This window comes from Mycobacterium talmoniae (genome assembly GCF_001854525.1).
GTDB lineage: Bacteria > Actinomycetota > Actinomycetes > Mycobacteriales > Mycobacteriaceae > Mycobacterium > Mycobacterium talmoniae.
Genome location: NZ_MLQM01000066.1, coordinates 1 through 24,975 on the forward strand (window position 1 = coordinate 1; position 24,975 = coordinate 24,975).

Here is a 24,975-nt window from a genome sequence, read left to right on the forward strand (position 1 = left end):
CACCACCGTCACACTACACAGCCGCCGCACGCACCAGATGCATACAAGAGCCAGCACGCCAGCACACCCCGCGCAAATACCCCCCCCCGCCCCCACGGCCGGATCAACCACACAGATTCGCAGTTGCCGGATGGGGAGATCTGCCCGGTATGTGCACGGCTGGTTGTCGATCCGGTCCGTTGTGAAGGCGGGGCTATTTGCGCCGGATGTGCTGACGTGTGCGAGGTCTGTGGTGCTGCATGCATTCGCGGCGATGACGTGTGCCTCGATTGCGCCCGCCAGGTCGAGCCTGCGCTGTGGGCGGTGGCATCGTGAGGTCCCTGCATCTGCTGATTCCGGCCGCCGCCGGCGGTGATCTCGCCGCTCCATACCACGATGCCGAGCAGGCTGTGTGGTCCGAGGTCGTCGCCAGCTACCGCTGCTATCCGCGGGTGTGGGCTTCAGCCGATGAAGGGGCGATGCTGCTGGCCGAAGAGGTCGATGAGCTCTGGGACGAGGTCCGCGGCAACCGGGTCGAGTCCGCACGGGCTGAGGCGGTTCAGGCCGCCGCGATGGCGGTGCGGTTCATCGCCGATTTGTGTGAATGTACTGGATCGGCGAAACGCCGTTGTCAAGCGGCGGCCGCCGTCTGCAGAGACCTGCGAGGCCTGGTCGGTCCGGCTCATGCCCTGGTTTCGACGCACGAAGGATTCGGGTTTGTCAGGCGTGAGTACGACACGCTGTGGTCAGCTGTCACCTCCGGCGCGGATGTGCGCATTCCGGCAGCGCGCGTCGCGGCCATGGCCGTGCGGTTTATTGCCGAAGTTGGCAGTCCGGCAATTGCATTCGGGAGGACCCGGTGAGCGGACGCACTAATGAAGCCGGGGTTCGTGCGGTGCTGCTTGAGCTGCTCTGCAGCGGTGGATCCGCCATGACGACACGGGAATTGCAGTCCCGGCTGCAACAGCGCGGTGGCCGGTTTCGGGATATGTATCGCGAGCGGGTGTATCGGCAGCTCGATGCACTGGCCCGCCGCGGCGACATTCGCCGCATCCGGCACCCCGGCCGACGCCACATCCATTGGGCTCATCCGAGTTCGCCGTTGGCAAAGGAGGTCTGACATGGACGCAGCCGGCGCGCAGTCTCGACGCGACACGAGGGTGTTGGATCGCCACGACGCCTACCGCCGCGGCCTCTGCGTCGATTGCCGGGCGCGGTCGCATTCGGCTGGGCGGCCTCGATGCAATGACTGCCATGCCCGCTACGCCCTGGGCGGCCACGGGGGGCAGCTGCTCGAGCCCGTGCACCCGGGTCAACCCCGCCCAGTGCAGGTCGGGCCGACATGAGTCACACCACCGATGCCGTTGTCCACGAGGGGGTCGGCCCCAGCGGTTCCGGCCACGACGTTGCGTTACGTCGCAACGCCGTCCATGTCCTCTACGCTGCTGCGATAGTCGTTACCGGGTGGATGATTGCCACCGCTATCGCCGATCGGCAACGCCCGGCCGACATCATCATCGACCACCACCCCCGTGCACCTGTCACCGTGGTCATCGATCCGCCGGACGGTATCGCCTACGACGCTCCTCGGCCACAGCCGGATTTGCCCGACAGCAGCTACCTGCCGCACTCCGGCCCGCGGGGTGATGTGCCCTCAAGCTGCACGGTCGGCCGCGAGGGCGGGCCGCGCCCATGACCACCGCCAGCGCGCCATCTCAACGGCCCCACGATCGGCGCTCACGATCCCGGATCCGCGCCGCGCGGGATTTGCGGCCCGGTGCTGTCATCTGGCCCAACGGCGCCTACCGCGCCCGTGTCCTGGCGGTGCTGGCCTGCGCTGATGACACGGTCGTGGTGATCACCGAATCCGGCGGATACATCGGGTGTTTCACCACCGCTTCCGATGACGGCTATTACACCCAGCCGGGGCCGGGCACCTGGGTCGCCACGGCGCGCACATGGCGCTGGATTCATAGCTGGCATCAAGACCGCGGCCTGACCTGTTGCGGCATGGATGGCCCGTTCTGTCGGGCATCGATTGGCTACGCCTTCGACCGGCTTCGTCGCGCGGGTCTGGTGTGCCCCACCAGGGGGCGGCCATGACCTTGACCCTTGATCTGCACTTACCGCGCCGGCGAGATCTCGGGTCGTGGGCGCTCTTCTCTGGTGACGGGCGCTACCGCCACATGCTGCGGCGACGCTGGGGGATGGGTCCTCTCGTCGGATGGATCGGGTTGAATCCCTCAACGGCTAGCGGGCACCGCGAGGACGCCACCTCGCGACGGTTCCACAGTTTCAGCGCGGGCTTCGGTTTTTCGGGTTATACCGTCGCCAACCTTTATGACGCGGTGAGCACCGACCCTCGGCGCATTGCCTACATGGCCGATCCGCGCAGCCCCGTCAACGACTTGTACCTCAATTGGCTTGCCGCAGTTCACGACCTGATCGTCTTTGCGTGGGGCGCGGGCGCGGATCCGGCTCATGCACGGGCAGTGGCCAGCCGCATCTGGCAGAGCCGGGTTCGCCGCGGTGGGTCCGTGGCGGTTCTTGGCTGGACCGCTAACGGCCAACCGCGCCATCCGTTGTATCTGCGATCGGACACGCCGCTGCACACGCTCACAGCCGGACATCCGGGCGGGTTCGTTGATGTCGATGGTCGGTGGAGCCAGTTATTGGCCGATCCAACTGGCCTCGACGAGGACCCGCGCTCCCAGAATCGCTCCCCGCGGTGCAGCGCTTCACCTTCGGGGCTAAGCGAACCCCTTCTCGTCCCGTACAGAACAGGAGTACCCACATCATGACGCGATCGCCCTTAACCGCCTCTGCGGGTGGTGTTGTCGATGAGGTCGAGGCACTCTTTCGTGAGCACATCCGCGAAGTCGCGTTTGGTGTCATCGACATCGTCGACGCGGCCCGCGAGCCGGGCTTGCTGACCCTGGTCGCTGTCACACCCGCTATGCCCGGCATCGACGCCGCCGCGCCGGCCTGCATCGGTAAAGCAGGTCGGCGCATCCGCCTCATCAGCGACGTGTGGGGCGAAACCATCGGAGTAGTCGAATACGACCCCGACCCCATCCGCTACGTCGTCAACGCGGTAAGCGCACCTGTTCTCAGCGTCACCATCACCGATCGGGTCGAGCGCAAGCTAACGGTCGTCACCGACATCGGGACTCCGTTCGCTCACGCGATCGGCAAGTGCGGCTCACGTGCCCGTCTGGCGTCGCAATTGACCGGCTGGCGTATCCAAGTGTGCACGCCGCTGTGCGATGAGAACCACTGCACGCATCCGGGATTCGTTTCTGCGGAGCCCCGATGAGTACCCCAATCATCGCCATGTCCGGCCGCCGCCGGCCCGGCAGTGAGTGGGTCGATTCGTCTGCAACTGCTGGGCTCGACCAGGCACCGGATCCTCAGAATCGCCACCACCGGAAAGAGCGCCTGATGGTCCGTCATACGTCCGCGCCGGCCGCCGATGGTGCTGGGGCTGGCGCGGACGCGGTCGGTTCTGGCCGACCCGCCCGGCAGCGCCGGCATCGTGCGGTTCAGGTGGTTGCCAGCGATGGTGTGCGGCTAGCAGTACACGACTACGGCCCCGCATGCGCCGAACACACGGTTGTGTTCCTGCACGGGTTTTGCCTGGCGGGGGTGGCGTGGGCGCGCCAGATCGCTAAGTTGCGGCGTCGTTACGGCAACCGCATTCGGATCGTCTCTTTCGATCACCGCGGCCACGGCCAGTCTGATCCGGCGCCGATGCACACCTACCACGTCGAGCAACTCGCCGAGGACCTCGCCGAAGTGCTGGCGGCCCTGGACGTGACCGGAACGGTGACGTTCATCGGGCACTCGATGGGTGGGATGGTGGCTTTGGCCTACCTGGCGCGGCCTGCCGCGCAGCGTCCGGTTGATCCCGAGGGGCTGGTGTTGGTGGCGACCGCAGCGGGCAACCTCACCCAGCGCGGCCTGGGGCGACTGCTGGCCACCCCCGCCACACCAGCGCTGTTTGCCCTGCTCACGCATACTCCCGAACATCTGCTCAAGGCGATGGCGGGGCCCGTGTGCGCGGCGCTGGGACGCTGGTATGGCTGTGGTCGGGCTGAGCGCGCCACCGTGTCCACCCTCGCAGTCACCGCGCTGACCCGGACACCGGTGTCGACCGCTGTGGGTTTCTTGCCCAGTCTGCGTGATCACAACCAGATGGCGGTGCTTCCGACGATCCGTGCGCGCACCGTGATTGTCAGTGGCGGGAATGATCTGCTGACCCCGCCTGATCGCGCCGAGGAGTTGGCGGCCGCGATCCCTGGTGCCACCCATGTCCATGTTCGTGATGCCGGGCACATGCTGCCTCAGCAGGTACCGCATGTGATCGACGAGGCCGTCCGGCAGGTGATGGCCATGCCCCACCAGCCCGACGCGGTGGCCGGCGCCGGTGCGGTGGATGCGATCACCGCGGGTGGTGGGTACGCGTTGGCTGCTGCGGGAGTGTCGATATGACCAGCATCCTCGAGACCGGTTCGGGCTCGGACTTGAGTCGCGCCGCCCTGAAGGTGTTGGCCGGTGAACTCCGGGCACTTCACAAGGTGATCGAGGCGCCTGGTGGCATCACGTTGTGTGATCACTGCTGCCTCAACGGGGTACGCGAGCGACGCTTCAGCTGCAGCGGTCACCACGATCACCACAACGGTGCACCATGCCCCACGCTGCGCATCGTGGAACGGCTGGGCTTATGACCACCCCACCTACGGTGTACTTCGGCGCCAGCCCAGGCCGTCGTTCGACCCCCATCGCTGTTGGCAGTCGCTTCGGCCGGCTAGTAACGCTTTGCCCGAAGAGTCCCGCCTGCTCGCTGCCGCGCTCCTGGCCGCCGCCGATGCAGCGGAGGCCGGCCGGGCCGCGAGTTACCGGCCGCCGGCGGCCGCGAGTTGCACTACGCCATGAACACCGTCTTGGGCGAAGCGTCGATGCCTGAGCTCGCCGGAAGGAAAGTCTTTATGCCTGCATATGCGTCGCTCACGGCCGCCGACTTCGAGCTGAAGTACGACGAGACACACACTTACCCGTTCTATGAGGACGAGGACAGCAGCGGGCTGTACAAGTACGGCCACGATGACGACGCCGAGTTCGCGCGGCTCGCCAACGACTACGACGTGTATGCCACCGGCATAAGCCCTGAGGACGCCGCCTACACGGCCGGTGATGTGCGGCACGTCTGGGCTGTGGTCGTCGACCCGGAACTCGGCCGCTTCTCCTGGCGGAACGTCACCGCCGGCACTCCCAACGCCTTCCCGGTCTCGGTGATCCCGCGATGACCGCGGTCGACGACCGGCAGCGCGGCCTGTACGGCAAGTACTGCGTTGAACGGGCCGACGGGAAGGACAAGGGGCCGTACTTTGTCCTGGCCTACACCAGCGATCCGCACGCCGCCGTTGCGCTGGCGGCCTATGCCAAGTCATGCGAGGGCGACTACCCGATGCTGGCCGCTGACCTGCGCGAGGCGTTGCAGAGTCAACCGGGATGCGAGTGCGGCGAGGCGGCGTGCCAGTGGTGCGCGATCCACAGCGAGACAGGCAATCCGCGACCTCACGACCCATACGGCGACGAAGGCCTGGGGGTGCGTCATGGGTGAGCGCAGGAGGTGCAACTGGTGTGGTCGCACAGCCGCGGCCATCGGGGACGACGGCGCCCGCGCTTGGGTGGCTGATCGGTGCGACCGCGATGTGCCCCGATTGCGCCGGGGCCGAGGTGTGCGTGTGGTGCGGCCGGGAGGAATGCCGCTGCACCGCGGCGAAGAGCCATCCGGTTCGCAGCCGGTTACCCGTGGGGGTGGTTGGGGTATGAGGCCGCGCGATGAGTTGCGTACGACGTTTCGCGTCACTGGCGCCGCCTCTGTTGAGGAGTTTCTGGCCGTGTGCTTCCTTTTGGGCCGGCGCCCGCATCAGCTTGTCGCCGAGTTGGTGCACGAAGGGGTTGCCCAGTTCCTCAGTGACCCCGTTCAGGCTGACGCGGTTGCGCATCTGGTAGCGCTTCGTGAAGCCCGGCGCCGCGATCGTGAACTGCGTGAGTTGGACGCGATTTGGAAGGCCACCCGATGACCGCCGCCGTCGACTTCGCCTCGGTTGGGCCGTGCACGCACAGGTCGGGGCATCGGTTCGTTGCGTCGGTGTTCCACCGCGATGTCGAGGTGTGCGAACGCTGCACGACCACGCGCCCCTGTGGCGACGTTGCGGCCATGGGTGCGCCGGTCGGCGGTGCGCTTACGGGGGGCGCGGCGTGACGTCGGCAGCACAGATGGTCCCGGCAGCAGATGTCGATGCCGTGGCGCAACCGAGTGCGGTGACGTTGGCGCTGGCGTTGCGGCCGCATCAGCAGGCCGCGTTCGATGAGGCCTGCCAGCATTTGACCGTCCATGACCGGGTCACGATCGCGTTGCCGTGCGGGACCGGGAAAACTTTGGTGGGGCAGCGGTTGGCGCAGCATGTGGCGCCTCGTGGCCGGTCGACGATTCTGGTGTTGGCGCCGACGGTGGGGCTGTTGGCGCAAACGTTGCGGGCCTGGACGCGGCACAGTTCGCGGCCGTTGGCGCCGTTCGTGTTTTGTCATGACGCCAGTGTGGCCAGCGGGGAGTTCGCGCAGGTGCCGGTGTCGACGAGCCCGGCGGCGCTGGCCGGCTGGGTGCGCGGCGCGCTGGCCGCGGCGCTGCGTCCCACCGATCCGCAGGTGGTGGTGTTCGCGACGTATCAGTCCAGCCCGCGGATCGCCGACGCGCACCGCACGCATGCCCTGCAGCCCTGGGGTGCGGTGGTGGCGGATGAAAGTCACTGGTGTGCTGGGGAGTTCGAGGCTGCGTTTAGCACCGTGGTTGATGATGTGAAGGTTCCCGCGGCGGCGCGGATTTTTTTGACGGCGACACCGCGGGTGCGCCGTCCTGGTGCGGCGGCGTTTTGTATGGACGATCCGGTGGCGTTCGGGCCGATGGTGGCTCCGCTGGCGGTGCGGGCCGCGATCGACGCCCGGTTGCTGTCGGATTATGTGGTGGCGGTGGTGGCGGTCACCGACACCGATGTACGTGAGGCGATCACTGCGGCCGGGGGCGGCGGTTCGGTGCGGGTGGGCGAGCAGGTGCTGCCGGCGCAGCGGGTGGCGGTGCAGCTTGCGGTCGCGGCGGCGGCGCGTACGTACGGGTTGCGGCGGATCATGGTGTTCCACAACACTGTTGGCGGCTCGCAGGAATTCACGAACACCCTTGGGGAGGTTGTGGCCGCCGATGGTGGCCCGGCCGGGCTTGTGGCGATGCACGTGGACGGTGCGACGCCGGCGCGGCGGCGCGCCGAATCTTTGGAAACGTTGGCCGACCCGGGTGTGGGGCGGTGGGCGGTGCTGTCGAATGTGCGCTGTTTGGGGCAGGGCATCGATGTGCCCGCGCTGGACGGGGTGGTGTTCGCCGGTCCGCGGACGTCGCACACTGATATCACCCAGTGTGTGGGGCGGGCGCTGCGCCTGGATCCCACGCGGGCCGATCCGGCGGTGATCGTGTTGCCGGTGCTCGTCGACACGGAGAGGGATCTGGCGGCGCAGGTGCGCTCGTCGCGGTTTCGGCATGTGTACCGCACCCTGTTGGCGTTGGCCGACCACGATACTCAGCTCGCCGATGAATTGGTCCGCCGCCGCGGCACAGGCGGCCGGGGCGGCGGCGGGCGCCGGGACAAAGTGGTGGTGCTTGACGCCGCGGGCGCCCAGGGGTTGGAGGAGTTGCGGGCGGCGCTGCAGGTCCGTGCCCTGCGGCTACTCACTCCCGGCTGGGATCACGGGTTCGCGCAGCTGCAAGCCTATGTCGAGCGGGTCGGTGACGCGCGGGTGCCGGCCAATTATGTCACCGCCGACGGGTTTCCGTTGGGGGCGTGGGTGCGCGGCAACCGTAACCGGGCGCGGTTGACCCCGGAGCGGATCGCACGCTTGGAGTCGGTGTTCGGATGGGTGTGGAACTTGCATGACGCGGCGTGGTGGGAAGGGCTGGCCCGGCTGAATGCCTTCGCCGCCGAGCATGGTCATACCCGCATTCCGCGCGGCTACCGCTGCCCGGACGAGTTCGCGCTGGATCAGTGGGCCAGTGTCCAGCGCGCCGATGCCCGCCGTGGGCGGCTGTCGGCCGAGCGGCGGGCCGCGCTGCGGGCGGCGGGCCTGTCGCTGGATCCCGAAGCCGAGCGTTGGGCCAACGGGATCGCCCATCTGCGTGAGTTCGTCGCCCAGCATGGGCATGCCAGCCCGTCGCAAAACTATGTGTCTCCAGACGGTTTCCTGCTCGGCCAGTGGTGCCATCACCTGCGGAAACGGCGCCTGCGGCTGACACCGGCACAGGTCGCCGAGGTTGAAGCCTTCACGGGGTGGGTGTGGGACGTTCTGGAATCACGGTGGCGAGCCGGACTCGGAGAACTCGCGCAGTTCCGCGCCCGGCATGGGCATGTGCGGGTACCGCGCGACTACATCACCCCCGGTGGTGAGCCGCTCGGCAAGTGGTTTGACCGGCAGCGCTGCCTCACGCGCGCCGGATCGATGCCCGCCCACCGGCGTGCCCTTCTCGACAACCTCGACCCCGACTGGGCCAAACCCCAGGCCGTGGCCCGCTTGAAAGGAGCACCGCGCGGATGAACACCAGAATCACCCGCCGCGGTCGCGGCGAGCAGCCGGGCAACCACCCCGGCCGGGGCCACCATACCCGCACCCGGATGCCCGGCCGCTGGATCATGACCCGTTTCCACGAACTGGAGGACTGAAATGACCACCGCTGCAACCCGAATCGCCGTTGTCACGATGGCTATCGCGGCTGCCGCCGTGATCGGGGGGCGAGCCGCCGCGCATCACCGCCCTCAGCTTGGCCGCACGCGATCAACGGTCCGCGATGAGCCGGTCAGCGATGCTGCCGGGTTAGGTGCTGGCGCCGGTCCCGGCGCCAGCACCGCGCAGTCGGCGGCACGGCAACGGCTGCGGTGGTTCGTCGGCCGCCGCCTGATGCGCCCGCCGTGGCTGGCGGTGGCCGCGGCGGCCGCGGGTTTGGCGGTGATTGTGGCAGCGGTCGCCCCGGCCCCGCGGGGACCGGATGCGGTCGGCGGCGGCCGTGATCTGTTCGTGGCGGCGCCAACGGCCCCGCACCATGACGGCACCCCGGATCGGTTGGTGCCGTTCGCTATCGGCAAAGACACCTGCCCCCACCACCGGGAGGACGACGCCGGGTGCGGACCTGCAGACGGGCCGGTGTTCACCCTGGTGCTCGACGACGGCACCTGGTTCATCAACACAGTGGCGTTTGACACCCGCGCGGTGGTGCCGCGGCGGCTGGTCACACGGGTGCGATGGGAGTTCAACGACCCGCCCCGGCTGCCCCACGCGGTCATCCAGTACGCCGCCCCGGCAGCCGCGCAGGTGCGCACGTTCGTGGCCGCCGACCCCGACGATCCCGCCCCGGTGCGCGCGTCCTGGATCAAGGTCACCGTGTTGGAGTCCGTCCCCGCACCCGGCGGCGACACCATGGGCGCGCCCTGGCCGGGCGAGACCGTGGATGGCGGCACCCTGCGGGGGGCCGGCCCAGGGGAGCCGTTTGTGGTGTACGGGCACCGCGCCGCCGACGACACCACCACTACCGCCGACACCGCTGCCGGTGACATGTCCGGCGATCCCGGCACCTCCCATCAGGAAGGTCGTTGACCATGCACACCTTTGCCCGTTTACGTCATCGCCTCACCGCGTCAGTGACCGACCGCGGCGGGGCTACCGGCGGAGCCGTGCGCACCGGGAGACGGCCCATGCCGTCACACCCGCCGCACACTGCCGGCCGCTGCGACTACACCCGCGCTTCGTCGCTGCAGGCCGCGATCGGCGAGATTCGGAAGCTGCACCGTCCGGTGCTGCCGCCCGGAATTGAACGGTGCGGCGACTGCGATGTTCCTTGGCCGTGCGAGACCATCGCCATCCTGGATCGGCACGGGCTGTGAACGACTACCACGCCAACGACAACACCTGGGACCGCCACGATCCGCCGGACCCGCATGCGCAGCGCTGCACCGAGTGCGGCGGCCTCGGCGGCCGGCACGACGAACGGTGCTCACGATGAGCGCACAGCTCGCCCTGTTCGCACCCGCGCGGGCCACCCCGCGGTTCAACCCTGACGCCGCGCTGGCCGGGTTCCGGCCCAACCTGCCCGGCGTGTGCTGCCCGCACTACCGCTTGGAGCACGAATGGGGCGCACCGTACGGGGCCTGCCGATTCTGCGACTGCAACCAATACCGGGAGGTGTGATGACGGCGTACGACGATTTCATGGCCGAGCGCGCTGCCCAGGAGCAGCGCGAGCTGGCGGCGCAACGGAAGCGGACGATCCTGTTTGCGCTCGAATCCGTCGATACCGATGGCTTTCCGCGGGTGTCCGGGTACACCGTCGACACGCTGATCGCACACGGCCTGATTGAAGACGTTCCGGGCGACAACCTCCAGCGCTGCCGGCTCACGCCGGAGGGTCGGATCATGCTGCACGCCAACCCGGCCGCAGTTGATTCTTCCGATGAACTGGCATTGTTCGGGGCGGTCGAATGCTGACGGTGCGCGATTACGACACCACCGAGGCGTGGGAGCGCGCCGACTCGGGCCTATACCTGCCGCCACGCCCGCAGCGCCGGCACGACCGGCCTATCGCGGTCGATCTGTTCTGCGGTGCCGGCGGATTCGGGTGCGGGTTCCACCAGGCGGGGTACTACGTGGCCGCCGCCGTCGAGTGGGACGTGGCCGCGTCGCTGACGTACCTGTGCAACCTCGCGCGGCCCGGCGTGAAGATCCACGTCGACCCAACCCATCCCATCGCAGACGGCCAACGCTCATCCAAGGCGGGTAAGCGCAAAACCGCTCGCAAGGCGGTGCCGTTCGACGCGCACATCGGCACCGGCTGGATCTCCAACGAGCCGCCAGACCATCCCGGCTGTGAGCACTTCTACCTCTACGACGTGCGCAACCTGACCGGGCAGCGCATCCTCGACGACCTCGGCCTAGAAGTCGGTGAGGTCGACTGCGTGACGGGCGGGCCGCCGTGCCAGGGGTACTCGGTAGCGGGCAAGCGCGACGTGATGGACCCGCGTAACTCGCTGGTGTTCGAGTTCGCCCGGTTGGTGTGTGAGATCCGGCCCAAGACGTTCGTCATGGAGAACGTGGTCGGGATGACGACGATGCGCACACCCGAAGGCATTCCGGTCATCGACGCCCTGTGTGCCGCGTTGTCGGGTGGCGGCTACGGCGACTACGAGGCGCTGCGGAACGCGCTCGCCGGGGCACCGCAGGCGAAAGCCGGTGTACGGGACGCGAAGGCGATGAAGAAGCACGTCGACGACGACCCGCCGGCGGTCGATGAACCAACGTTGTTTGAGGTGACCTCGTGATCGCCCCGCCGATGGCCTACTACGGCGGCAAGATCCGTCTGGCCGACCGGATCACTGCGTTGCTGCCACCGCATGAGCACTACGTCGAACCGTTCGCCGGATCGTTGGCGGTCTTGTTGGCCAAGCGGCCCAGCCGCATGGAAACAGTCAACGATCTTGATGCCGACCTGATGGTGTTTTGGCGAATGTTGCGCGACCGGCCCGTCGATCTCGCGCGGGTTTGTGCACTGACCCCGCATTCGCGGGCCGAACACGACGCCGCCTACGCCGCGCCCCTCGATGAGTTCGACGACCTCGAGCGGGCCCGCCGGGCCTGGGTGCGTATCAGCCAAGGACGTACCGGGACGCTACGCAAGACCGGTTGGAGGTACTACATCGATCCTGGCCGCTCGTCCGCGTCAATGCCGGCCTATCTGGACGCCTACGTCGGCAGGATGTATGAGGTCGCCGCGCGGCTGCGCGCCGTAAGCCTGGAATGCCGCCCTGCCCTTGAGATCATCGCGGCATACGGCTGCTTCGACACCGTATGCCTGTACGTCGATCCGCCCTACATAGGCAGCGCCCGCCACCGCAACTACCGGGTAGAAATGACCAGCGGCGACGAGCACGCCGAGCTGCTCGAGCAACTGCTGCGCGCCCGCGGACCCGTCGTCCTTAGCGGCTATGCAAATGATCTGTACGACACCACCCTCGCCGACTGGGACCGCGTCGAAATGCCTTCAGTCACAGGGCAAGGCGGCACCTGCGCGGCGCGGAGCGAGGTGTTCTGGTCAAACCGAACGATCAGTAATCCATCGTTGTTCGATCCGGAGGTGGTCGCGTCATGACCTACATGCCCGCTTGTACAGACCGGTCCGGCCATCGTTACGTCGCCTCGGTGTTCCACGAGGGCCTCGATCAGTGCGAGCGTTGCGGATCGACACGGCGGGCAGCACGGGCCGGGGGCGATCAGCCCGTGCGCGGCACACCCCACTTCAGCAATCCCGCAAAGAATCCTGCTCGGCTGGGCGCGGGGGGCTCGCGGTGACTAAACACCTCAGCCAGCCATCGGCCACATATCCGATGGTCGCCCGTCAAAACGCCGCGGGAGTTTCTCGGGCAGCCCTTGACAACGCCTGGCTCTGAAAGGGGAAAGCGCGATGCCCATACCACCGTCCGCCCTGCATATCACGCCGTCCGAACTCTTCCTGCTCGGCCGATTGGCCTTCGCCGTCACCGCGGCCCTTGCCCTCATCGTTGTGGGCGTCCTCGGGTTGCGGCATGCTCAGCGGGCTGGCCGCGACGGTAATGGGTGGCCGGCGTTGTCGATCGCGTTGAGCTGCACCGCGGCGGCGTGGATTTGCTCGCTTGCGTCGGCACCCGCCCACGACTGGCTCGGTTGGTCTGAACCGATTCCCGACCTGACCTACTTGGCCATCTTCAGCGTTATCGAGCTGCTGCTGATTCTCAAGGCTGTGGCCACGATGATTAGTCTCTGGGAGGCGGGCATATGCCTGTTCGCGAGCATCGCATGGCTTCGCGCTCCGCTAGAACCCCAGTCCTGGGGCCCCATCACCCGACTGCAATGGGCCCTGGTTGGTTGGCGGCTAGATCGACACGAACATCGCCTCGGCAAAACCCTCAACACGGCGGCACACGGCGCTGAGATCCGGCTACAGCGCGTCTACACACCGCCAACGGATACAGCACTTCACGACGCTGGAATCGCCACCTGGTTCCTGATCACTCCGGCACCCGAAGACCTGTCCTCGCTGCGGCGGATCATCACCGAAACGCCGATGGTGCGCGGCGCCGTACGCGTACCGGTCGTCGACGGCGATGTCTTCCAGGCCCGGGTCCGCGTGGACTGGAAGGTCGACGCACTAGCGGGCCTAGACACGGACGCATCCCGCCGAGCAAGCAGGTGGCGTGTCATATCGCGGCCCACAGGAAGGAATTCCGTATGAGTACCGCGATCTGCACCAAATGCGTCGGCGGCGTGAGGACGCGGACGTTTGCGATCTGTGGCTGCCCCAACGCACCTTGGACGCTGGCATCGCCCAGGGTGCTGTGCCGTGTCGATCCGAGATCCCAGGGGGCCGGCATGGTGCGATTGGGAATAACGACTAGGTAAAGGAGGCCCGAACACATGTTCTAGGCCCTGGGTGCAGGGCATATGACCTAACTGCATAGCGGGATCGGCCCGAAAAGGGCACAAGCCCCCCAGTGGGGGATGTGGGAATCGGCTAAACCGTGAACCCGTCCGGAGCGGGAACTCCGGAACGCTTGTTGAGAGGGAAGCTGCCAACTTCGCTCTCGGGGTCCCTTCGAATCGAAGGGAATTACCGTGACCGGTAGTTCTAAGGGTAGCGGCTACCCAGAAATCCCCGCAACACTGAATACCGGTGTGTCGGCGCGCTCGCGTTTGACCTGCACTAATGCCGCGCGACTCAGTGTCGCGCCCGTTTGCGGGCGGCAAAACGACACATCGCGCGTCCTCCGCACGTTTCGTAGGACCTCGTCGCAGACGATTAGCGCCGTCCGACAGTGGACCCAGCTACGGCGGCCGCAGTGCCGTAACTGGACCGCTAAGGCGTGGTTGGCGCATTCACGGTTTGATGCCCGTGCAGTTCCGTTAGGACTGCGATGCGGGTAGCTGGCGGTGCTTACGGCGGTGCTGTCGCTGCCGTGCGGCTGCAAGCGGCTGCGCGACGATGCAGTGCCTATTCGTCGTCTTGCCGGACAGATTCCCCGGGAGCGCGGCGCCGGTCGGCCAGCCCCGCTTTTCCCCCATCGGGCTGCGCTCGAGCACCCAGTGTTCGAACAGCGGCTGCCGTAGCGGCTACCTGCCCGCGAGCGCTACCCCCAGGACCACGTTTCCCTCGCGCAGCAGACAGCCGAAGGGGGTGGTTTTCGCGCGGTAGTCGCGTTGTCGCACAGCTAATTCCATAGTCACTCAAGGGCTGTCCGCGAGAACGTGCCCATCCCGTCTTGTGGTGATGGCACCGCATCCGTGAGCCGGCCCCCTACAACGAAGGGCACGACTTTGCTTAGTCGTACTCAGGGTGAGTTGTTGCCTTTTCCCAACGCACTCACTCCTGCACTGAAATCAGAGCAACCGCCGTTTACCAGCGCTGATACCGCCTCGGGCGTGGTTATGGCGCAGCGGATGGCCCCGCTGCGCCTGGGTTTGCCGGCATTGCCTGATTCCCATTTGCCGCCCGTCGCCGTGACCAACGCGGTGATGCCCTGGCCTATCGGCCGCCATCCGCACGACCAGCAACCACCGACCGCCCGTACCCGCGTCATTGGCGATCGTGCCCCGTCGCATCACGCCCGCCGGTCTCGCCGACCTCGAGGAGGTGAGTGATGGGCCAGACGCGCTGCCCGCAGCGGCGGATCCGCTTCGCTGACGCCCGGCGGGTGCGGCGGCGGGTCGAGGCGCGCGCCGCCGAGTTGGGGCTGCGCTGCGGGCTGCTGGCGGTCCTTACGGCGGTGCTGGCATTGACGGTGGGCCATAACAAGCTCCTCGACGAACCGGCGCTGCGTCATGTCTCAGCCAATCTGCCGGCCGGCACACGAGCACTCTCGAAGTTCACGATCGGGCGGCTCCTGGCCCGGCTCGCCGCGCTCGACCTCATCGTCTACCGGCCCGCCCGCGGCCGCGGCCGGTTCGCCTGCGTGGAGATCCATCCCCAGTTCTGCGACGGCGTCCGCTACTGGCGTCGCGACCTTCCCGATCCCCCCGCCGACGCGCCGCCTACACAGGCCCCGATACCAGCTCAAGCCCCCCCGGATTCGGAGCCGAAACTGCGGCGATCCGGGCCAAAAAATGTCAACTTTTCGCCGCCGCGTTTCCTCTATACAGGTATTTCCAACACCTCCCTACCCTCCGCTGCCCACGACCCGGCTGATGAGCCCACCCATACCCGACCGATCGAGGTCGATGTTGCACCCGGTGCGGTAGGGCGGGTACTGGCCGTGCTCCCTGACTGCTACCGCCAAGCCCCGGCCAAGATCCGCTGGTGCATCGGAGCCGCCATCAAGGCGCAGTTGAAGCGGGGGTGGCGTGAAGACCAGGTCATCGCGGTGTTGGGCGCTCCATTGCCCGAGCAGGTGCACAAACCGCTGGTGCTCGCCCGTGTGCGATTCGCCAAGAACATGCTGGGTGCGGGGCCGCGGCTACGGCCGCTGCAGCGAGCTTGGGACCGCGCCCACGACGCGATCCAAACCAAGCGGTTCGTCAATCGCCTGGCCTGCGACTACGCCGAGCTGGTCGCCGAGGTAGGCCCCGAAGTCGCGCGCCGGATGGCCACCACCGACCGGTACCGCACCGACCCGGAATCTGCTGATCACGAACCACCCGTGGTGGAATCCGCCGAGCTGACCGAGCAGCGCGCGGCCGTCAACGCCGCTCGCGCTGTACGCCGCGAGTACCCGCACGAACCCCTGCGATTCGCTGTACGCCGCTGGCTGGCTGTCCATGAGCCACAGCCGGACGAATTCGACGCGGGGGAAGCTCCCGCGGCGGGCGGGGATTTGTGGCTCACGATCGAGGATTTGATCGCTGCAACCCCGGCTGGCCGATGCATGCGTTGTAAGTCCGCCGGCGCCGTCACCCGCGAAAGCCTTCCCGCCCCGGCACCGGTCTGCGACGAGTGCTGGGAGTTGCTCAGCTCTGACGAGTGCCCGGCAGCTGAACCGAACGCGGACGTCGTCTCGGTCGATAGCTGCGTCAGAAAGGAGGCCTGCTGACCCTGCTACCGACGTGAAACCTGCGACAGAACAACACGTTTCATAACAACTCCACGAAAGGAAACAAACACAATGCCCGCTCACTCCGCGCCCAAACCCGGCTGGCTGCTGGTCATGCCCGACGGGCACCCCTACACCTGGCACGCCCGCAGCAACTACCCGCACCCGCACGATGTCTGGAAGTGGCTCGAGCCAGACCCCGGCAAGTGTGCCGCGCTGGTCGCCCGCGGCTGGACAGTACGGGCCGGTTCGGCGAGCGAACTCATCACCCCGGTACCGGCCCGGGTCAGCGCATGACCACCACCGAGACCCGCCGCCGGCCGCCGCCGGCCTACACCGATGGCCGCGAGCCGCCCCAGGATCTCGCTGCCGAGCAGTCGGTGCTGGGCGGCATGCTGCTGTCCAAGGACGCCATCGCCGACGTGCTCGAGCGGGTGCGGCCCGGGGACTTCTACCGGCCCGCCCACCAGAACATCTACGACGCGATCCTGGATCTGTACGGGCGCGGGGAGCCCGCCGACGCGGTGACGGTGGCCGCCGAACTGGACCGGCGCGGCCTGCTGCGCCGCATCGGCGGGGCACCCTATCTGCACACGCTGATCTCCACGGTGCCCACCGCGGCCAACGCCGGCTACTACGCCGGCATCGTCGCCGAAAAGGCGCTGCTGCGGCGGCTGGTGGAGGCCGGCACCCGGGTGGTCCAGTACGGCTACGCCGGCGCGGAAGGCGCCGACGTCGCCGAGATCGTCGACCGCGCCCAGGCCGAGATCTACGACGTCGCCGACCGGCGACTCTCCGAGGACTTCGTCCCACTGGAGGACCTGCTGCAGCCCACCATGGACGAGATCGACGCCATCGCGTCGCATGGCGGTATCGCGCGCGGCGTACCGACCGGGCTGATCGAACTCGACAACATCACCACCGGGCTGCACCCCGGGCAGATGATCATCATCGCCGGCCGGCCCGGACTCGGGAAATCCACGCTGGGACTGGACATTTTGCGGTCCTGCTCGATCAAACACCGGATGGCCAGCGTCATCTTCTCCCTGGAGATGAGCAAGTCCGAGATCGTCATGCGACTGTTATCGGCTGAGGCCAACGTCAAGCTGGCCGATATGCGCTCAGGCCAGATGAACGACGACGACTGGACCCGGCTGGCCCGGCGCATGAGCGAAATCAGCCAGGCCCCCCTGTATATCGACGATTCACCGAACCTGACCATGATGGAGATCCGCGCCAAAGCCCGCCGGCTAAAACAAAAGGCGGACCTGCGGCTGGTGGTCGTCGACTACCTGCAATTGATGACCGCGGGTAAACGCGTGGAATCCCGGCAAGCAGAGGTCGCCGAGTTCTCCCGCAATCTCAAACTGCTCGCCAAGGAACTCGATCTGCCGGTTATCGCGATCAGCCAGCTCAACCGCGGCCCCGAGCAGCGCGCCGACAAGGTGCCGCAACTGTCTGACCTGCGCGAATCCGGCCAATTGGAGCAGGATAGCGACGTCGTGATCCTGGTCCACCGACCCGATGCCTTCGACCGCGACAGCCCGCGCGCCGGCGAAGCCGACCTCATCGTGGCCAAACAGCGCAACGGGCCAGCGCCCCGAACGTGCCGAGTTTGTCAACGTCTGCACGTCAGCAAATTCAGCGACCTCCCCCACGACTACAGTTAATATCACCGGTATTTCTAACGGCACTTGGGTAGAGTGTTGGGTGAACCCTTCAGGGAAGGCGGACTACATGGCCGAACAACTCAACCCAACACCCGAACAGGCGGCGATCATCGAGGCCGCACGCGCGGGACGACAGTTGGTGATCCAGGCGGGCGCGGGAACCGGCAAGACCAGCACTTTGAAGATGGTGGCTCAAACCGTGCGTGACACGACGGTGCTTTACATCGCCTTCAACAAGGCCATCGCCACCGAGGCGGCCGCGAGCTTCCCTGCCCATGCCCAGTGCCGCACCGCGCACTCATTGGCATTCGCTGCGGTCGGCCGTGACTACCGCCACCGGCTGGGCGGCCCGCGCCAAACCGCGCGGCGTGCCGCCGAGCTGCTGGGCACGACGTGGATCGACCTGCGTCGGGATCTGCAGGTCTCACCTGTGCAGGTGGCGCGGATCGCGGTGGAAACGGTGCGCGCGTTTTGCTATTCGGCCGACGACGAGCCGAAGTGCCGACATGTGCCCTACCAGACCGGCATCCTCGGCGAGGACCACAAGAATCTTGCCGCCGCGGTGCTGCCGTATGCGCGACGGGCGTGGAGCGATCTGCGTGACCGGGACGGGATGCTGCGGTTCGAACATGATCATCACCTCAAGATGTGGGCACTGACCCGGCCGCGCCTGGACGCGCAGATCGTGATGCTCGACGAAGCCCAGGACTCCAATCCTGTTGTCGCGGAGCTGGTCAAACAGCAGCAGGACCACGCCCAGTTGATCGCGGTCGGCGACAGTAATCAGTCGATGTACGAATGGCGCGGCGCCCGCGATGCTCTACGGGGGTGGCCGGCCGACGAGTGTCTCTACCTGTCGCAGTCGTGGCGGTTCGGACCAGTCATTGCCACCGAAGCCAACAAATGGCTCGCCCAGCTCGACACACCGCTGCGGCTGACCGGCAACCCCGCCCAAGACTCGCGCCTGGCCACCCTCGATGCTCCCCGTGCGGTGTTATGCCGCACCAACGCTGAAGCGATGCGCCAAGTGATGACAAGCCTCGCCGCCGGCCGCCGGGTCGCGCTAGTGGGCGGCGCGACAACGATCCGCAACCTGGCACGGGCGGCCGCCGACCTGCAAGCCGGGCGGCGCACTAGCCACCCTGAACTGTACGCATTCACCACCTGGGCGGGCCTGCAAGAGTACGTCGAGACCGAGGCCGCTGGCCGTGACCTCAAACCGTTCGTCGACCTGATCGACGCCCACGGCACCGACGCTATCCTCGAAGCGGCCGCGGCCCTGGTCGAAGAACGTCGAGCCCAGACGATCGTGTCCACCGCACATAAAGCCAAAGGAAGGGAGTGGAATTCGGTCAAAATCGCCGACGACTACCCAGAGCCCCGACAAAACGGCGGCGGCGATCCAGGGGGCGAAGGGGGGATCCCGCGCACCGACGCCATGCTGGCGTACGTGGCGGTGACACGGGCCCGCTGTCGGCTCGACCGCGGGGGGCTCGCGTGGATTGACCGGTATGCCCACCACCGGCAGGACGCCAGCGCGCAGAATCCGGGCGGGCCTTGCGGGCGCGGGTTCGGGACCCCAGCGGCGGCCGCCCGGTGACTGGACCAGGCGAGGGCGTGCAGCCCACCAACGCGTTCGCCAAGCGGCTCGCCGAACACATCCGCACCGTGACAGCCGATCCGCGGGCCCGGGTGCTGGTCGGTGCGCGGCGCCGGCCGCAAGCGGTGCTGATGTCGCCGGCCGCCGACGTGCCGCCGGCGATTCGCCGCATTCTGCTGGCCGACTCCGCGGCCGCGCAGGCCGCCCGAGCCTGCAGCGACGACGGCGAGGTAGGCGGTATCGCCGCTGAGGCGGGTGCTGTGGTGGCGTGGCTGTGGCGACACGACCACGCCGAGGCGCTGGCCTACCTGGACGCGCTGATCGCCGCCATCGACGTACGCACCACCTCACCGGCCGCTCCGATGGTGCTGGGGGCACTGCTCGATGCGCTGCCCGCGGACATGCCCGCCGCCGAGATGCAGGCGCTGCTGGCGGCCGCCGCCGGACCGGATGGCGGTGCGCCGAGCCACACTCACGGCCGAACGTAAAGACGGATGAACACCGCCCGCGGGGCGAGGACCTGCGCACCCAGAAACCCAGGATGCCAGCGGTGCAGTTACCGGGTAGTCACCATTCAGCATTGGTGCACAAAGGATTTGGATACCGAACTACGGGGCAGGAGAGTGTCGGTGGCCTCTGGCAAGGTCGTTCGACTGAGCACACAACGGTGCTTGGTGGAAGGAATGTTCGATGACCATAACCACCAACGACCACAGGGCCCAGGCGGCTGGTGCGCTCGAGCGCAACCAGGTGGTTCAGGGAGAGTGCCTGGAGGTGCTGCGGCAGCTACCGGAGGCCTCGTTTGATGCGATCGTGACGGACCCGCCCTACTGTTCGGGCGGGACGTCGTCAGCATCACGCACCGGCCGCAGCGCGGCGAGCAAGTACGTCAGCAGCGATTCGGCCCACGGCCATGCGCTGCCGGATTTCGGCGGCGATGAGCGCGATCAGCGGTCGTTCACGCTGTGGTGTGAGCGCTGGCTGACCGAGGCGCTGCGGGTGGTGCGGCCAGGCGGCACCGCGCTGGTATTCACCGATTGGCGCCAGTTGCCGGCGCTCAGCGATGCGCTGCAGATCGCGGGATGGCGCTGGCGCGGGATTGTGGTGTGGGCCAAGCGCGGCGCCAGACCACAGCGCGGGTTCGCCAACGACGCCGAATATGTGCTGTGGGGCAGCCACGGGGCGCCGGATCCAGACCATGTGCCGCCGTTTTTGCCAGGCGTGTATTCCATATCGGCCCCGCGAGGATCCAAGCGCAAGCACATCACCGCCAAGCCGGTCGACCTAATGCGGTATTTGCTGCGAGCGACGCCGGCCGGCGGGAGGGTGCTCGACCCGTTCGCCGGCTCGGGCACCACCGGTGTCGCTGCCGTGGCTGAAGGCCGACGATTCCTGGGGGTCGAGCGTAGCGCCGCCTACGTCGAAATCGCGTCCGCGCGGCTCGCCGAAGCACACGACGCCCTGGGCCTGGCCTTGGGCATCGAACACGGACCGAACGCCGGTCTAGGGGCGAGCCCACCTGCCAGGTAAACCAAATCCTCTACCCCCCCTTGAATTGACATTCAAGGGGGGGTAGAATTACCGTTGTGAAGAGGAGAGACATCATCAAAGAAATCAGGGCCCACGCCAAGGACAACGGATTGGCGTACCGCGAGGTCGAGGGGGCCAACCACACCGTTGTGAGCGCCGGCGGCCGCCGGACAGTGGTTGCCCGACACCGCGAGATCAACGACCTGACGGTCAAGGCGATCCGCAAACAGCTCGGCATCGGGCAGGAAGGCGAGTAGATGAAGGTCACAGCCCAAGCGGTGCGCGCCGGAAAATGGTGGGCGGTGAACGTCCCGGAAGTGCAAGGAGCGTTCACCCAGGCGCGCAACCTCAAGGAGGTCCCGGCCATGGTCGCCGATGCGGTACACCTCCTCGAAGACGTGCCTGCCGAAGACGTCGACGTCGACGTCCGCGTCGAGCTCGACCCAGCCGCGGCGCACGCCCAGGCGCAAGCCCGCGAAGCCATCGAACGCTCCGACCACGCCGCGCAAACCCAAAAGGCAGCAGCCAAGCAGTATCGGGAGGCGGTCGCACAGCTGCGCGCGGCCGGATTCTCCCTCACCGACATCGGCTACCTGCTCGATATCAGCTTCCAACGGGTTTCGTCGTTGGCGCGCCAGGCCCGCGGGGCCCAACATGCTTCCTGACCCAGACCAGCCCGCAGCTCAAACAGCCGGTGTACCAACGACTGTTGGCGCACGACGACGGGGAGGATCTCGGCGATGGTAATCAAGTCAGGGCCGCGGCCGAGCGTGTTTGTGCACGACGATCGAGTATGCGGGCCCACGGGTCAGGTGTTGTTGGAGCGTTCGCCGAGCTCGGCGATTGACGTGGCCAAGCTGGTGAGGTGGCTGGGCGACAAAAAAGGCATCTCAGCGCCGACCGTCTGGTTGCTGGGTGCGCAATTGGCAGACCGGTTCGGATGGTTGGCGCAGGCCGACGACAAGAAGGCCACCGCGGAGTGGATCCGCGCCGACCTCAAAGCGGCCTTCCAAACAGCTTCAGTCACGCCGGTGGTGCAAAAGTCCGCGTATCGGTTCACGGTGTTCCCGCACTGGCAGGCCCGCGAGCGGCCGATCGCCGAAATCGTGGTCGCGCGCCTGGGCAAGCTGACCGACGGGCACCGCGGCGTGCTCGACGATCTGGTCACTGACGACCCCGAGGGCGAGATCGTGCACCGCATTCAGTGGATCACCGAAAACCTACGCATCGACGCCACAGGCCCGGCCGCAACCCTGGGGGCGCGGCTCGCGGAAAGCATTTGGAAGCCCCCTCCCGTCGAGGGAGTGTGGCCGCTCGGAGACGATCTCGAGCCCACCCGTTTCGAGCCCAGCTTTTCCGCCAAAATCCCCGACGCTCCACCCGGGCACAAGGTGGTGGTCGTCGACCAGCGCCGCGCCGTGCTGGCTGCGGTAGGAACCGCCCGTCTAGGCATGGGACAACCCGAACGCATGCCCGGCGGTCAGGTCGACTGGCACGACCCCAAAGTCCCAGATGCCGTGGTTGAGGTTGAGCTACCTGCGCTGGAATACCTGGCGATCCCGCCGATCCTGCGGGTGCATCGCGCCCAGCAAGCCAGCCACGCCGTTCGTGCAGTACCGGTATGCACGCGCACCGTGCAGCAGATGATCGCCGGCGCCGCCGACGGCGGACTGGGCCTCGATGTCGACGACATCAAGTTCGGCGAGGCCTGGGTGTTCCCGCACACCGGGAAAAAACTGGAGTCGTGGGCTGCAGCGATACGTAAAGCATTCACCGCAGCCGCCGGCGATCCTGCGGTAGAGGCGATGCTCAAAGCGATCTACCAGCGCTACTACATGGCATTCAGCCTCGACCACACCGCCGGTACCTGCCAGCACCAACCCGCGTGGTCGGGCGACATCCGCGCCCACGTGCGTGCGACGAGCTTGAGGTACGCCGCCCGGATCCATCGCGACCACAAACTGTTGCCGGTCGCCGCGCAGATGGACGCCTGGTACTACATCGTGCCCGACGACTTCGACACCACCATCTTTGACGACACCTCAGAACTAAACGGCAAATACCGGGTCAAAGAAGAAATACCGCACGTCTCCGAGGAAACCGCTCCCGCCACGACAGACCACAGCCAAACGGCGACCCCGCACCGACGCAGCGGCCTACTGCACCGCATCCTGGGGCGGGCCAGTGAGTGACTTTTTCACCCCGCTCGGTCCGGGCTCTGGTGGCGCTGGCCACGGCGACGCCGGCGCTTCAGGCGGTCGCGGGGGCGAGGCCAGCAGTGGCGCCGGCGGCCGGGGCGGATGGGTTCGCCGCACCGGCGAGCGCATCGTCGACCGCGCCAAAGACTGGTGGCGCCGCCGCAGGAAAAAACCACCCGAAGAAGAAAAACCACCGCCCCCACCGCCGCCACCTCCACCGCCGGGGGACATCAGCCTGCGTGTCCGAGTCGCCTTCGTGACCAGCACCGACACAAAAGACGTCGAACGCATCGACCATGAACGCGAGATCGAAACAACCCTGCAGGTCAGCGCCACGTTCATCACCACCATCCGCACCCTCGTCCGGGCCGGAGACCAGATTGCGGCCTGCCGCATGCTCGACGAACCCATCAAAGTCCAGTACATAGACGAAGAAGTCCACGTCACCGTCGTGCGCATCCTGTACCCCGAAAAACGCGCCGGCGCCGACTACATGCTCACCCCTACCGACGTCATCGGATAAAGACTGCTGAGCAACTCAGGGACGGGTAGCGATGGCCGAGCCCATGCGCCCGCGCACGGTGAACACCAGCAGTAGGGGTTCGCCCGCGGCGCAGCCGGTAACCGTTGAGGTCAGTCTTCTACCGGATGACGACCGTTGACGCCAGGGCTCGCATCAAGACCTCGGTGATAGCTCTGCCGGGCGCGTTCCACCCATTCCGCGGCCGTCCAGCCCTCGGGTGATTGAGTGCGGTCCAACGTATTTTGGTCGGCGAGCCACCAGATCATGCCGTACATCTCTGCTATCGCCTCGTAGACATCGCCACTACAGCACTCCAGCATGCTTTGCAGCTGTTCGTTAACGAGGAGCTGGCCATCGTCGGCCACCACGTGGTTATAGCTACCTGCCATTGGGGGATTCCTTTCCTAGCTAGCTGTGCTATCGGCGTCCGTCGCGGATTTGGTAGACCCGAGGGGCAGATAGCCCGGCGCTGTCGGCGATGGCCTGCGCGGTGTGGCCGGCGGCGAAGGCTTCGCGGACGAGGCCACGCAGCTCAGCGTCGGCCTTCTTGATGGCGGATTGGGCGCGGATGCGACGAGCGCTGACCCGTTTGATGCGCTCTAGCAGCTGGTCACTCATTTTCGAGGGGGGCTGCCGCAAGAGCGGCGATGATTGCGGCGATGCGGCGCGCGCCGGTCGTCGGGTCAAGGTGCAGCGTTTCAACGCGGCCGCCGAGCGTGTATTCGAACTCGACAAGGAGGGTGTCGCCCTGGTCGTGGATCGCCACCGCGTTGCCGTAGGCGTCGTCCATGGCGTTCTTGCATGCCGGCCAGCGCGGCTTCCATGAGCCTCCGTAGGCGGCGAGGGCGGCGGTGATGTCGGTGGTGAGCTCCGAGGTGGGCGTGTCCATGATGTCTATGTTATAGCGCGCTATAACTACAGTCAAGCAAAAACACAGATCAGAACGTGAAATCCCCGACTCGCGCCTCTTCTAGTAGGGCTCGTTGTCGTCACCGCAGCTGCTCCCGGTGTTGTTTGTTTTGTTGAGCCATGTGTTGAGGGTGGGTCGGGTGATGTGGGCGGTTTGGGTGATGGTGGTCTTGGTGGCTCCGGCTTCGAGGGCGGTTTTGGCGAGGGTGGTGAGTTGTTGGGCGGTGGTGGTGAGTTGGGTGCGGTGGTGGTGGTGTGCGGCGGCGGTGATGCGGATGTGGTCGAGGGTGGTGAGTTGGGGCGGCTCCAGGGTGGTGGTGAGGGTGTGGAGGTGTTCGGCGAGGGTGGTCCAGTCGTAGTTGTGGTGGGTGGCGGCCGGATCGCGGTCGGCCGGGGCCGGGGTGTCCGTTGGTGCGGTG

Annotated in this window: 34 protein-coding genes; 30 read left to right on the forward strand and 4 right to left on the reverse strand. The window is 67.0% G+C overall.

The genetic code is table 11. The features are described 5' to 3' along the window. The first annotated feature begins 311 nt into the window (after window positions 1–311). From BKN37_RS13555 to BKN37_RS28865, 30 genes are all read left to right on the forward strand, one after another. Complete coding sequence (locus BKN37_RS13555) at window positions 312–842, forward strand: hypothetical protein (RefSeq protein ID WP_071026685.1); 531 nt, start codon at window positions 312–314, stop codon at window positions 840–842. A gap of 68 nt (window positions 843–910) precedes the next feature. Beyond that, entirely contained in the window at window positions 911–1,099 is a 189-nt protein-coding gene (locus tag BKN37_RS28850; RefSeq protein WP_131823590.1) for a hypothetical protein, read from the forward strand. Between the two features lie 222 nt (window positions 1,100–1,321). Further along, window positions 1,322–1,675 carry a hypothetical protein gene (locus BKN37_RS28860; RefSeq protein ID WP_131823592.1) on the forward strand — a complete coding sequence of 118 codons (354 nt, stop codon included), beginning with the start codon at window positions 1,322–1,324 and terminating at the stop codon, window positions 1,673–1,675. Next, a complete protein-coding gene (locus BKN37_RS13565; protein WP_131823593.1) occupies window positions 1,672–2,082 on the forward strand; it encodes a hypothetical protein in 411 nt (136 codons plus the stop codon). The genes BKN37_RS28860 and BKN37_RS13565 overlap by 4 nt, the downstream gene beginning before the upstream one ends. Further along, window positions 2,079–2,780 (forward strand): DUF1643 domain-containing protein, encoded by a 702-nt coding sequence (locus tag BKN37_RS27765; protein ID WP_083341771.1) that lies wholly within the window; start codon window positions 2,079–2,081, stop codon window positions 2,778–2,780. Before BKN37_RS13565 ends, BKN37_RS27765 begins: the two co-directional genes overlap by 4 nt. Then, window positions 2,777–3,295, forward strand: coding sequence for a hypothetical protein (locus BKN37_RS13570; protein WP_071026630.1), 519 nt, complete (start codon window positions 2,777–2,779; stop codon window positions 3,293–3,295). Before BKN37_RS27765 ends, BKN37_RS13570 begins: the two co-directional genes overlap by 4 nt. Continuing rightward, entirely contained in the window at window positions 3,292–4,470 is a 1,179-nt protein-coding gene (locus BKN37_RS13575; protein ID WP_242657244.1) for an alpha/beta fold hydrolase, read from the forward strand. The genes BKN37_RS13570 and BKN37_RS13575 overlap by 4 nt, the downstream gene beginning before the upstream one ends. After that, entirely contained in the window at window positions 4,467–4,706 is a 240-nt protein-coding gene (locus BKN37_RS13580; RefSeq protein WP_071026634.1) for a hypothetical protein, read from the forward strand. Before BKN37_RS13575 ends, BKN37_RS13580 begins: the two co-directional genes overlap by 4 nt. 204 nt (window positions 4,707–4,910) lie before the next feature. After that, window positions 4,911–5,285: a hypothetical protein gene (locus BKN37_RS13585; protein ID WP_131823594.1), complete on the forward strand. Its 375-nt coding sequence runs from the start codon at window positions 4,911–4,913 to the stop codon at window positions 5,283–5,285. Next, entirely contained in the window at window positions 5,282–5,602 is a 321-nt protein-coding gene (locus BKN37_RS29910; protein WP_071026638.1) for a hypothetical protein, read from the forward strand. Before BKN37_RS13585 ends, BKN37_RS29910 begins: the two co-directional genes overlap by 4 nt. A gap of 208 nt (window positions 5,603–5,810) precedes the next feature. Next, window positions 5,811–6,068 (forward strand): hypothetical protein, encoded by a 258-nt coding sequence (locus BKN37_RS13595; protein ID WP_071026640.1) that lies wholly within the window; start codon window positions 5,811–5,813, stop codon window positions 6,066–6,068. 223 nt (window positions 6,069–6,291) lie between these two features. Continuing rightward, window positions 6,292–8,622, forward strand: coding sequence for a DEAD/DEAH box helicase (locus BKN37_RS13600; protein WP_165618329.1), 2,331 nt, complete (start codon window positions 6,292–6,294; stop codon window positions 8,620–8,622). Then, window positions 8,619–8,747 carry a hypothetical protein gene (locus BKN37_RS30180; protein WP_278184948.1) on the forward strand — a complete coding sequence of 43 codons (129 nt, stop codon included), beginning with the start codon at window positions 8,619–8,621 and terminating at the stop codon, window positions 8,745–8,747. The genes BKN37_RS13600 and BKN37_RS30180 overlap by 4 nt, the downstream gene beginning before the upstream one ends. A gap of 37 nt (window positions 8,748–8,784) precedes the next feature. After that, window positions 8,785–9,675, forward strand: a complete 891-nt coding sequence (locus BKN37_RS29190) for a hypothetical protein (RefSeq protein ID WP_165618330.1) — start codon at window positions 8,785–8,787, stop codon at window positions 9,673–9,675. 98 nt (window positions 9,676–9,773) lie between these two features. Then, the gene (locus tag BKN37_RS13610) at window positions 9,774–9,962 is read left to right on the forward strand and encodes a hypothetical protein (protein WP_071026647.1); all 189 of its coding nucleotides are present in this window, start codon (window positions 9,774–9,776) and stop codon (window positions 9,960–9,962) included. 115 nt (window positions 9,963–10,077) lie between these two features. After that, window positions 10,078–10,266, forward strand: a complete 189-nt coding sequence (locus tag BKN37_RS13615; RefSeq protein WP_071026649.1) for a hypothetical protein — start codon at window positions 10,078–10,080, stop codon at window positions 10,264–10,266. Then, on the forward strand, window positions 10,266–10,562 hold the full coding sequence (locus BKN37_RS13620) for a hypothetical protein (RefSeq protein ID WP_071026651.1): 297 nt from the start codon (window positions 10,266–10,268) through the stop codon (window positions 10,560–10,562). Before BKN37_RS13615 ends, BKN37_RS13620 begins: the two co-directional genes overlap by 1 nt. Continuing rightward, on the forward strand, window positions 10,556–11,392 hold the full coding sequence (locus BKN37_RS13625) for a DNA cytosine methyltransferase (RefSeq protein WP_071026654.1): 837 nt from the start codon (window positions 10,556–10,558) through the stop codon (window positions 11,390–11,392). The genes BKN37_RS13620 and BKN37_RS13625 overlap by 7 nt, the downstream gene beginning before the upstream one ends. Then, window positions 11,389–12,219 carry a DNA adenine methylase gene (locus BKN37_RS13630; protein ID WP_242657245.1) on the forward strand — a complete coding sequence of 277 codons (831 nt, stop codon included), beginning with the start codon at window positions 11,389–11,391 and terminating at the stop codon, window positions 12,217–12,219. The genes BKN37_RS13625 and BKN37_RS13630 overlap by 4 nt, the downstream gene beginning before the upstream one ends. Before the next feature lie 312 nt (window positions 12,220–12,531). After that, window positions 12,532–13,338, forward strand: a complete 807-nt coding sequence (locus BKN37_RS13635; RefSeq protein ID WP_071026656.1) for a hypothetical protein — start codon at window positions 12,532–12,534, stop codon at window positions 13,336–13,338. Between the two features lie 1,402 nt (window positions 13,339–14,740). Continuing rightward, window positions 14,741–16,126, forward strand: coding sequence for a hypothetical protein (locus BKN37_RS13640; RefSeq protein WP_071026658.1), 1,386 nt, complete (start codon window positions 14,741–14,743; stop codon window positions 16,124–16,126). A 72-nt stretch (window positions 16,127–16,198) separates the two neighbouring features. Beyond that, on the forward strand, window positions 16,199–16,423 hold the full coding sequence (locus tag BKN37_RS13645; RefSeq protein ID WP_071026660.1) for a hypothetical protein: 225 nt from the start codon (window positions 16,199–16,201) through the stop codon (window positions 16,421–16,423). Next, a complete protein-coding gene (dnaB, locus tag BKN37_RS13650; protein ID WP_071026662.1) occupies window positions 16,420–17,796 on the forward strand; it encodes a replicative DNA helicase in 1,377 nt (458 codons plus the stop codon). The genes BKN37_RS13645 and dnaB overlap by 4 nt, the downstream gene beginning before the upstream one ends. Window positions 17,797–17,863: 67 nt before the next feature. Then, the gene (locus BKN37_RS13655; protein ID WP_071026665.1) at window positions 17,864–19,396 is read left to right on the forward strand and encodes a UvrD-helicase domain-containing protein; all 1,533 of its coding nucleotides are present in this window, start codon (window positions 17,864–17,866) and stop codon (window positions 19,394–19,396) included. After that, entirely contained in the window at window positions 19,393–19,884 is a 492-nt protein-coding gene (locus tag BKN37_RS13660) for a hypothetical protein (protein WP_131823596.1), read from the forward strand. The genes BKN37_RS13655 and BKN37_RS13660 overlap by 4 nt, the downstream gene beginning before the upstream one ends. Before the next feature lie 202 nt (window positions 19,885–20,086). After that, complete coding sequence (locus BKN37_RS13665; RefSeq protein ID WP_071026668.1) at window positions 20,087–20,926, forward strand: DNA-methyltransferase; 840 nt, start codon at window positions 20,087–20,089, stop codon at window positions 20,924–20,926. A 56-nt stretch (window positions 20,927–20,982) separates the two neighbouring features. Further along, on the forward strand, window positions 20,983–21,183 hold the full coding sequence (locus BKN37_RS13670) for a hypothetical protein (protein WP_083341770.1): 201 nt from the start codon (window positions 20,983–20,985) through the stop codon (window positions 21,181–21,183). Further along, on the forward strand, window positions 21,184–21,591 hold the full coding sequence (locus BKN37_RS13675) for a hypothetical protein (protein ID WP_071026672.1): 408 nt from the start codon (window positions 21,184–21,186) through the stop codon (window positions 21,589–21,591). 183 nt (window positions 21,592–21,774) lie between these two features. Further along, a complete protein-coding gene (locus tag BKN37_RS13680) occupies window positions 21,775–23,118 on the forward strand; it encodes a hypothetical protein (protein WP_131823597.1) in 1,344 nt (447 codons plus the stop codon). Continuing rightward, window positions 23,111–23,647, forward strand: coding sequence for a hypothetical protein (locus tag BKN37_RS28865; RefSeq protein ID WP_131823598.1), 537 nt, complete (start codon window positions 23,111–23,113; stop codon window positions 23,645–23,647). The genes BKN37_RS13680 and BKN37_RS28865 overlap by 8 nt, the downstream gene beginning before the upstream one ends. A 110-nt stretch (window positions 23,648–23,757) precedes the next feature. On the opposite strand, the gene BKN37_RS13690 is transcribed toward BKN37_RS28865, so the two are convergent. The 4 genes from BKN37_RS13690 to BKN37_RS29195 all read right to left on the reverse strand — a co-directional run. Beyond that, window positions 23,758–24,036 (reverse strand): hypothetical protein, encoded by a 279-nt coding sequence (locus BKN37_RS13690; protein WP_071026678.1) that lies wholly within the window; start codon window positions 24,034–24,036, stop codon window positions 23,758–23,760. Window positions 24,037–24,064: 28 nt separating this feature from the next. Beyond that, a complete protein-coding gene (locus BKN37_RS13695; RefSeq protein ID WP_071026681.1) occupies window positions 24,065–24,265 on the reverse strand; it encodes a hypothetical protein in 201 nt (66 codons plus the stop codon). After that, window positions 24,258–24,536, reverse strand: coding sequence for a hypothetical protein (locus tag BKN37_RS13700; RefSeq protein WP_071026683.1), 279 nt, complete (start codon window positions 24,534–24,536; stop codon window positions 24,258–24,260). Before BKN37_RS13700 ends, BKN37_RS13695 begins: the two co-directional genes overlap by 8 nt. 81 nt (window positions 24,537–24,617) lie before the next feature. After that, window positions 24,618–24,975 (reverse strand): hypothetical protein (locus tag BKN37_RS29195; RefSeq protein WP_165618331.1); only part of this gene is annotated, 358 nt, incomplete at its 5' end.

Bases quoted from the DNA above. Each gene is read 5' to 3' on its own strand.
- BKN37_RS28850 (WP_131823590.1), top strand. From the start codon at position 911: ATGACGACACGGGAATTGCAGTCCCGGCTGCAACAGCGCGGTGGCCGG.
- BKN37_RS28860 (WP_131823592.1), top strand. From the start codon at position 1,322: ATGAGTCACACCACCGATGCCGTTGTCCACGAGGGGGTCGGCCCCAGC.
- BKN37_RS13565 (WP_131823593.1), top strand. From the start codon at position 1,672: ATGACCACCGCCAGCGCGCCATCTCAACGGCCCCACGATCGGCGCTCA.
- BKN37_RS27765 (WP_083341771.1), top strand. From the start codon at position 2,079: ATGACCTTGACCCTTGATCTGCACTTACCGCGCCGGCGAGATCTCGGG.
- BKN37_RS13570 (WP_071026630.1), top strand. From the start codon at position 2,777: ATGACGCGATCGCCCTTAACCGCCTCTGCGGGTGGTGTTGTCGATGAG.
- BKN37_RS13575 (WP_242657244.1), top strand. From the start codon at position 3,292: ATGAGTACCCCAATCATCGCCATGTCCGGCCGCCGCCGGCCCGGCAGT.
- BKN37_RS13580 (WP_071026634.1), top strand. From the start codon at position 4,467: ATGACCAGCATCCTCGAGACCGGTTCGGGCTCGGACTTGAGTCGCGCC.
- BKN37_RS13585 (WP_131823594.1), top strand. From the start codon at position 4,911: ATGAACACCGTCTTGGGCGAAGCGTCGATGCCTGAGCTCGCCGGAAGG.
- BKN37_RS29910 (WP_071026638.1), top strand. From the start codon at position 5,282: ATGACCGCGGTCGACGACCGGCAGCGCGGCCTGTACGGCAAGTACTGC.
- BKN37_RS13595 (WP_071026640.1), top strand. From the start codon at position 5,811: ATGAGGCCGCGCGATGAGTTGCGTACGACGTTTCGCGTCACTGGCGCC.
- BKN37_RS30180 (WP_278184948.1), top strand. From the start codon at position 8,619: ATGAACACCAGAATCACCCGCCGCGGTCGCGGCGAGCAGCCGGGCAAC.
- BKN37_RS29190 (WP_165618330.1), top strand. From the start codon at position 8,785: ATGGCTATCGCGGCTGCCGCCGTGATCGGGGGGCGAGCCGCCGCGCAT.
- BKN37_RS13610 (WP_071026647.1), top strand. From the start codon at position 9,774: ATGCCGTCACACCCGCCGCACACTGCCGGCCGCTGCGACTACACCCGC.
- BKN37_RS13615 (WP_071026649.1), top strand. From the start codon at position 10,078: ATGAGCGCACAGCTCGCCCTGTTCGCACCCGCGCGGGCCACCCCGCGG.
- BKN37_RS13620 (WP_071026651.1), top strand. From the start codon at position 10,266: ATGACGGCGTACGACGATTTCATGGCCGAGCGCGCTGCCCAGGAGCAG.
- BKN37_RS13625 (WP_071026654.1), top strand. From the start codon at position 10,556: ATGCTGACGGTGCGCGATTACGACACCACCGAGGCGTGGGAGCGCGCC.
- BKN37_RS13635 (WP_071026656.1), top strand. From the start codon at position 12,532: ATGCCCATACCACCGTCCGCCCTGCATATCACGCCGTCCGAACTCTTC.
- BKN37_RS13640 (WP_071026658.1), top strand. From the start codon at position 14,741: ATGGGCCAGACGCGCTGCCCGCAGCGGCGGATCCGCTTCGCTGACGCC.
- BKN37_RS13645 (WP_071026660.1), top strand. From the start codon at position 16,199: ATGCCCGCTCACTCCGCGCCCAAACCCGGCTGGCTGCTGGTCATGCCC.
- dnaB (WP_071026662.1), top strand. From the start codon at position 16,420: ATGACCACCACCGAGACCCGCCGCCGGCCGCCGCCGGCCTACACCGAT.
- BKN37_RS13655 (WP_071026665.1), top strand. From the start codon at position 17,864: ATGGCCGAACAACTCAACCCAACACCCGAACAGGCGGCGATCATCGAG.
- BKN37_RS13665 (WP_071026668.1), top strand. From the start codon at position 20,087: ATGACCATAACCACCAACGACCACAGGGCCCAGGCGGCTGGTGCGCTC.
- BKN37_RS13675 (WP_071026672.1), top strand. From the start codon at position 21,184: ATGAAGGTCACAGCCCAAGCGGTGCGCGCCGGAAAATGGTGGGCGGTG.
- BKN37_RS13690 (WP_071026678.1), bottom strand. From the start codon at position 24,036: ATGGCAGGTAGCTATAACCACGTGGTGGCCGACGATGGCCAGCTCCTC.
- BKN37_RS13695 (WP_071026681.1), bottom strand. From the start codon at position 24,265: ATGAGTGACCAGCTGCTAGAGCGCATCAAACGGGTCAGCGCTCGTCGC.
- BKN37_RS13700 (WP_071026683.1), bottom strand. From the start codon at position 24,536: ATGGACACGCCCACCTCGGAGCTCACCACCGACATCACCGCCGCCCTC.